The 5,896-nt window shown below is 73.9% G+C and carries 7 protein-coding genes; 4 read left to right on the top strand and 3 right to left on the bottom strand.

Annotation, left to right across the window (positions count from 1 at the left end):
- Both CCN44_RS41725 and CCN44_RS41720 read right to left on the bottom strand, forming a co-directional pair.
- On the bottom strand, positions 1-1,057 hold a 1,057-nt coding region (locus CCN44_RS41725), incomplete at its 3' end, for a cytochrome P450 (RefSeq protein ID WP_086704436.1).
- On the bottom strand, positions 1,054-1,764 hold the full coding sequence (locus CCN44_RS41720) for a cyclodityrosine synthase (RefSeq protein WP_237482669.1): 711 nt from the start codon (positions 1,762-1,764) through the stop codon (positions 1,054-1,056). The genes CCN44_RS41725 and CCN44_RS41720, both read right to left, overlap by 4 nt.
- Before the next feature lie 217 nt (positions 1,765-1,981).
- Here CCN44_RS41720 and CCN44_RS41715 point away from each other — a divergent pair, with 217 nt between their 5' ends.
- From CCN44_RS41715 to CCN44_RS41700, 4 genes are all read left to right on the top strand, one after another.
- Positions 1,982-2,818, top strand: coding sequence for a fructosamine kinase family protein (locus CCN44_RS41715; protein ID WP_086704430.1), 837 nt, complete (start codon positions 1,982-1,984; stop codon positions 2,816-2,818).
- A gap of 100 nt (positions 2,819-2,918) precedes the next feature.
- Positions 2,919-3,110 carry a putative ATP-grasp-modified RiPP gene (gene tgmA, locus CCN44_RS41710; protein WP_014670659.1) on the top strand — a complete coding sequence of 64 codons (192 nt, stop codon included), beginning with the start codon at positions 2,919-2,921 and terminating at the stop codon, positions 3,108-3,110.
- A 16-nt stretch (positions 3,111-3,126) separates the two neighbouring features.
- Positions 3,127-4,110 carry an ATP-grasp ribosomal peptide maturase gene (gene tgmB, locus CCN44_RS41705; protein ID WP_059247308.1) on the top strand — a complete coding sequence of 328 codons (984 nt, stop codon included), beginning with the start codon at positions 3,127-3,129 and terminating at the stop codon, positions 4,108-4,110.
- Positions 4,111-4,145: 35 nt separating this feature from the next.
- Positions 4,146-5,033 (top strand): Gfo/Idh/MocA family protein, encoded by an 888-nt coding sequence (locus CCN44_RS41700; protein WP_086704427.1) that lies wholly within the window; start codon positions 4,146-4,148, stop codon positions 5,031-5,033.
- Positions 5,034-5,126: 93 nt separating this feature from the next.
- Here CCN44_RS41700 and CCN44_RS41695 read toward each other — a convergent pair.
- The coding region (locus tag CCN44_RS41695) for a GNAT family N-acetyltransferase (RefSeq protein ID WP_107502184.1) at positions 5,127-5,896 on the bottom strand (770 nt) is incomplete at its 5' end.

The following is a 5,896-nucleotide window of genomic DNA, read 5'->3' as shown; positions in this document are numbered from 1 at the left end:
GGCAGTAGTGGGCGCCGCCGCCGAAGGAGAGGTGGTCGGCGGCGTTGTCGCGGTGGACGTCGAAGCGGTGCGGGTCGGGGAAGGTGTCCGGGTCGAGGTTGGCGCCCTCCACCAGCACCAGGACGAGGTCGCCCGCGCGGATGTCGACGTCGCCGAGCCGGACGTCGTCCAGGGCGAGACGGGGCAGGGCGTCGCCGATGGAGAGGTTCACCCGCAGCAGCTCCTCCACGCCCGGGCCGATCAGGTCGGGGCGGTCCCGCAGCAGGTCGCGGGCGATGGGGTGGGTGAGCAGGTAGACCAGGGCCATGGTGAGGAAGCCCGAGGTGGAGACGGTGCCGGCGCCGAACAGGGTGACGCCGACGGTGGCCAGCATCGCGTCGGTGAGGTGCGCGTGGCCGGGGTCGTCGCGCAGGGCGGCGAGTTCGCCCATCAGGCCGCCCGTCGCCGGGTCGTCGAGCAGGGCCGCCATCCGGGCGAGGTCCCGGTCCCAGTTGAGCCGGGCGCCGGTGACCGGGCACGGGGAGTTCATGAAGGCGATGTCCAGGCTGCGCAGGAAGGCCGGGGCCTCGGTCTGCGGGATGCCCAGGATCCGGCAGTGCATCCCGGCCGAGTACGGCTCGCAGAACGCTCCGCGCAGGTCGGCCGTCGGTCCGTCGGCGGTGATCAGGTCCACCAGGCGGTGGGCTTCGGCGCGCAGCCACTCGGTCAGGCCCGGCGTCCTGGGGCTCAGCGCCTTCATCACCGCGCGGCGCAGCCCCGCCCCGGTGATGTTGCCCATGTTGTTCACGACCTCGGGCGGGATCGTGAGCGCGTACTGCCGGGGCACGCCGGGCGCGGAGGTGTCCTTGAGGGAGAAGCGGTCGTCCTTGAGCACCTGCGCGCACAGCTCGTACGAGGAGACCAGCCAGGCCTCGTCGCCGGCGATGGTCCGCACGCGCCGTACCGGGGTGGCGGTGCGCAGGGCCGCGACCTCGGCAGGCACCCGGGTGCCGTCCCAGGAGAACGGGAAGCGGGGCAAGGGAGGGTGGTCGGTACGGGTGTCGGGGGCGGTGGTCATGCCGTGGTTCCTTCCGGCGCGGCGGGGGTGACGATGGCGTGGCCCTGGTTGCGGGAGGCGCGCAGGCCGGCGCCCCGGGAGTACAACAGCTCGGCCATCGGCAGGAGTTGGTGGTAGCAGTTGAGCGAGGAGGGCACCTTGAGGATGGCCGGGGTGTCCAGGAACAGCGGGGCCTCGGCGCACACGTACTCCAGGCACACGGCGCGCTGCCGCTCGGTCGGTGTCTCGCCGCGCGCGGTGAGGAAACGATTCACCAGGGCCTCGCAGACGGTCCGGAAGGAGCCGTCGCAGACCAGTCGCGCCTTGAGCTGCCGGTGGATCTCCTGGTAGGCGGGGTTGGTGCGGAACTCCGACATCGGGTGCCAGTCCAGCCGGGTGCCGTCCGGATCGGCCGCCGTCACGGCGTCGCGGACCTTGGCCCGCACCCCGCGCAGGTTCTTCACGGCCTTGCGGCGGGCCTCCTCCGGCGGGTAGCCGGAGGCCTCGTACATCTCGGCGACGTACAGGTCGGTGTAGACGAAGTCGACCCGGTCGAAGTGGTCCAGCCCCCAGCGGGCGAGGTCGTGCAGGCGCCGGGCCGAGAAGTAGCTGTTGCCCGGGGAGACACCGATCACCGCGTGTGCGCCCTCACCGAGGATGACCTCGCAGTGGGAGGTGTACGGCTGGACTTCGAAGACGTCGGCCATCAGCACGGATGCTGTGGTCACGGGAGGAATCCTCCGCCGCGCGCTAGTCCCTGCGGGCCCTGTGCCCCCGGTGTGGCGACGCGGCGGGATCACGCTAGCGGTACGAGATCAGCACGGGTAGTTACCGCCTGGGTTTGGCTGAAAACAGTCGTATCAACCGGTGAAGTGCCCGGCGAGCGGCCTTGATTGGGGGCCGTACCCTGGGCCCGTGGTCAACCGAGACGAGGATCCAGGACAGGTGGCGGCCCGGCTCACCGGGCGCCCGGTCAGCGGGGCCCGGCCCGGGTCGGGGTCGCCCGCGGAAGTACTGCTGGACGGCGGAACGCCGGTGATGGTCAAGCGTGGCGACGGTCCGGGGGCGGTGCGCGCCGAGGTGGCGGGGCTGCGCTGGCTGGCCGCGGCCGAGGCGGTCCGGGTGCCGGCGGTGCTCGGGCACGACGAGCGCTGGATGGTGACCGAACGGGTGCCGACGGGGTCTCCCGATCCCGAGGCGGCGCTGCGTTTCGGCCAGGCCCTGGCCGCGCTGCACAGGGCCGGCGCACCCCACTTCGGAGCACCACCGCCGGGCGGCCCGGAGGACGCCTACATCGGCCGCGCTCCCCTGCGGAACGCGCCGGGCGGCGACTGGCCCCGCTGGTACGCCGAGCACCGCGTCCTGCCGTATGTGCGCGGCGCGGTCGACCGGGGCACGCTCCGGCCGGGCGAGGCCGCCGTATTCGAGCGGGTCTGCGCCCGGCTGCCGGACCTCGCGGGTCCGGCCGAGCCGCCCGCCCGGCTGCACGGCGACCTGTGGAACGGGAACGTGCTGTGGGGCGCCGACGGCGAGGTCCGGCTCATCGACCCGGCCGCGCACGGCGGGCACCGGGAGACCGATCTGGCGATGCTCCAGCTGTTCGGCTGCCCCCATCTGGACCGGGTGCTCGCCGGCTACCGGCAGGCGGCGCCGCTGGCCGACGGCTGGCGGGACCGGGTGGGACTGCACCAGCTCTTCCCGCTCCTGGTGCACGTGGTGTTGTTCGGACGCGGGTACGCGGAGCAGGCGCTGGCGGCGGCGCGCGGGGCGCTCGCGGGATGACCCCCGCGCATCCGCGCCCCTACCGCGATCACGCAACGTGAGGAAACCAATCACCCGTTCGACTCGTATAAGGACGTGAAAGCCTAATCAGGGAGAGACCATGCAACCGTTCACCCTCAACTATGCGCGGCCCGCAGTGCAGTTGGATGTCACCGCTCCGTACGCGTACGACTCCGGACTGCAGTTGAACGTCCTCCCGGACGGGCGGATCGCCGCCACCGACCACGCGACCTTGAGAGCGCTCGGAACCACGACCTCGACCGCCGGTTCCAAGACCCACTTCGACGACTGAACGCGGGCTTCGACAGATGACCGTGCTCATCCTGACCAGTGAAGAGGACGTGACGGCGGACATGGTGGTCCTCCGGCTGGGCGAGGCCGGGGTGCCCGTCGTCCGGCTCGACCCCGCCGATCTGACCAACGGGGTGGCGCTGTCGGGCGAGTACGCGCAGGGCGCCTGCCGCGGACATCTCTCCGTCGGCGGGCGCCTGGTGAGCATCAACGGCCTGCGCTCCGTCTGGGTGCGCAGGCCGGGAGTCCCGGCCGCCCGCGCCGCCCAGCCGTCCGCCTGGCTGACGGAGGAGTCCTCGCAGGCGCTGTACGGCATGCTGCGGTGCAGCGACGCCCGCTGGATGAACCATCCGGACGCCGCCCGCCGGGCCCGGCACAAGCCCTGGCAGCTGCATCTGGCCCAGCGCAGCGGCCTCCCGGTGCCGGCCACCCTCGTCACGACGTTCCCGCAGGCGGCGCGGGAGTTCGCGGAACGCTTCCCGGACCTGGTGGTGAAACCGGTCTCCGGCGCGCATCCGCAGGAGCCGCCCCGGGCGGTGCCGACCAGCCGGGTGGCACCGGACACCGACTTCACCGCGGTGGCCTTCGGCCCGACCCTGCTGCAACGGCGGATCCCCAAGCGGGCCGACATCCGGCTCACCGTCGTCGGCGGCACCCTGCTGGCCGCCCGCAAGCCCGCCGATCCGGACGCCCATCCGGACGACGTGGACGTGCGCTTCGCCCCGTCGGTCTCTCCCTGGCTGCCCGCGGACGTGCCGCCGCGCGTCGCCGAGGGCGTGCTGCGCTACATGACCGGCGCCGAACTGGCGTACGGCGCTTTCGACTTCGCTGAGGACTCCGACGGGATCTGGTGGTTCCTGGAGTGCAATCAGTCCGGCCAGTTCGGCTTCGTGGAGATGGACACCGGCCAGCCGATCGCCGCCACCATCGCCGACTGGCTCGCGGGAGACGGGGATCCGGGCCGCAGGTGTGCGGAGGGCGACCGGAGCGCAGCATCTTGAGGGTGCGGGGATCGGCTCGGAGAAAGGAACGCGACATGCGCATCGGGCTGCTGGGAACGGGTCCCTGGGCGCGGGCGGCGTACGCTCCCGCTCTCGCCGGACACACCGGCCTGGAGTTCGCCGGGGTGTGGGGGCGCCGGCCGGAGGCGGCCACGGCGCTGGCGGAGCAGTACGACGTCGCCGCGTACGCCGACGTGGACGCGCTGCTGGCCGACGTGGACGCGGTGGCGATGGCCCTGCCGCCGTCGGTGCAGGCCGAGTTGGCGGTGCGGGCGGCCCGGGCGGGCCGTCATCTGCTGCTGGACAAGCCGCTGGCGGTGTCGGTCGCCGAGGGACGGGCCGTCGCGGAGGCGGTGGAGCGGGCCGGGGTGGCGTCGGTGGTGTTCTTCACCGCGCGCTTCCAGAAGGAGCCGGAGGCCTGGATCGAGGAACAGGCCGCCGTGTCGGGCTGGTTCACCGCCCGGGCCCAGTGGCTGGGGGCGGTGTTCACCAGCGACAGCCCGTTCGCGCACTCGCCGTGGCGGCGGGAGAAGGGCGCGCTGTGGGACGTCGGCCCGCACGCCCTGTCGGTGCTGCTGCCGGTCCTCGGCGACGTCCGGCACGTCGTGGCGGCGGCACACGGTCCGGCGGACACCGTGCACCTGGTGCTCGACCACGCCACCGGGGCGTCGAGCACCCTCACGCTGAGCCTGACCGCGCCGCCGGCGGCGGCCGGGGCCGATGTGGAACTGCGGGGCGAGGCGGGTGTGACGGTGTTGCCGGGCAGTTCCGAGGGAGCGGTGCCGGCGCTGGACCGGGCCGCGGACGCGCTGGTGCGGGCGGCCCGCACGGGCCGGCCGCACTTCTGCGACGCCGCGTTCGGCCTCCGGGTCACCGAGATCCTGGCCGCGGCGGAGGCCCGCCTGGCGGCCGGGACGGACTAGCGCCCCGCGACGCCGGCATGATCCGGACGACAGGCCCTAGCGGCCCGGGCACCGGGGGCTGCGGCCCCCCGGTACCGTCCGCAGGCTCGCCGGTCACCCGGCTCCGGGACCCCCGTCGGCCCAGTAGGTGACGCGTTCCCGTACGACGGGGTAGCCGGCCGTGGTGAAGTGCGCGGCCATCGGGACGTTGCCCTGGTCGGTGGCGGCGGCGATGAACTCGGCGCCCTGTCCGGCCAGGAAGTGGGTGCATTCGGCCAGCAGGTCGTAGGCGTAGCCGTGGCCGCGGTGCTCCGGCACCACACCGATGAAGCCGACGCACGGGCCCGAGGGGTTGCGCGCGGGGATGTGGATGCCGACCGGCTCGCCCGCCGGTGTCAGGGCGAGCTGCCACCAGTCGCGCGGGGACGGCAACCAGCGGAAGAAGTCCAGGTCCTCCTGGGCCGCCTGGTCGACGCCGCCCTCGGCGATGGCCCGGCGCGCGTGCGCGTCGAGCGTGGCGGTGCTGACGCGGCGCAGGAGCTCGTAGAACACCGCGTCGTCCGGTTCGGGGGTGAAGACGAGCCGGCCGGGCCGCTCGGGCAGGCCCCGGTCGGGGGTCCAGCGGTAGAGGAAGCGCTCCACGAGGGGGGTGTAGCCGGCCCGGCGTGCGGCGGCGGCGCGGGCGTCGGCCGCGGCCCGCAGCCGCGGGTCGTCGCGCCAGCCGGCAGGCAGGTCGAGTTCGAGTTCGGCGGTCCCCCAGGGGGCGGTGCGCAGCAGTTCGGCGCCCGCCTCCTCCTCCCCCTCCGCGACGTCGAACCAGTTGATCAGCCGCGGCTCGGGGTCCTCGGGTCCGGCCCACCAGGCGGCCCGCGCCACGGTGCGGC

Origin of the sequence: Streptomyces tricolor (genome assembly GCF_002155905.1) — a bacterium.
Taxonomy (GTDB): Bacteria; Actinomycetota; Actinomycetes; order Streptomycetales; family Streptomycetaceae; genus Streptomyces; species Streptomyces tricolor.
This window is presented reverse-complemented; position numbering and strand designations above follow the sequence as displayed.